This window comes from uncultured Aquimarina sp., assembly GCF_947492405.1.
Lineage (GTDB): Bacteria > Bacteroidota > Bacteroidia > Flavobacteriales > Flavobacteriaceae > Aquimarina.
Genome location: NZ_CANLMP010000042.1, coordinates 1 through 212 on the forward strand (window position 1 = coordinate 1; position 212 = coordinate 212).

The following is a 212-nucleotide window of genomic DNA, read 5'->3' on the forward strand; positions in this document are numbered from 1 at the left end:
CCGAGTGGTAATGACAGTGATGGTGATGGACTGGATGATGCCTATGATGTTGATGGTACCAATACGACAGATGCTGGCGGTGCCAGCAATGGCGGCAGCGTTCCTACGGACTTCCCTGATGATGACAATGTTGGCGGAGACAGAGACTGGCGAGATCCTATTGATGCTGATGAGGATGGTATTCCGGATAATGTAGATGAGGACGATGATAA

At 50.0% G+C, this 212-nt stretch carries 1 pseudogene; it reads left to right on the forward strand.

What is annotated here, in order from left to right:
- Positions 1-212 (forward strand): annotated as a pseudogene (locus tag Q0829_RS27570) (hypothetical protein); the annotation flags it as partial.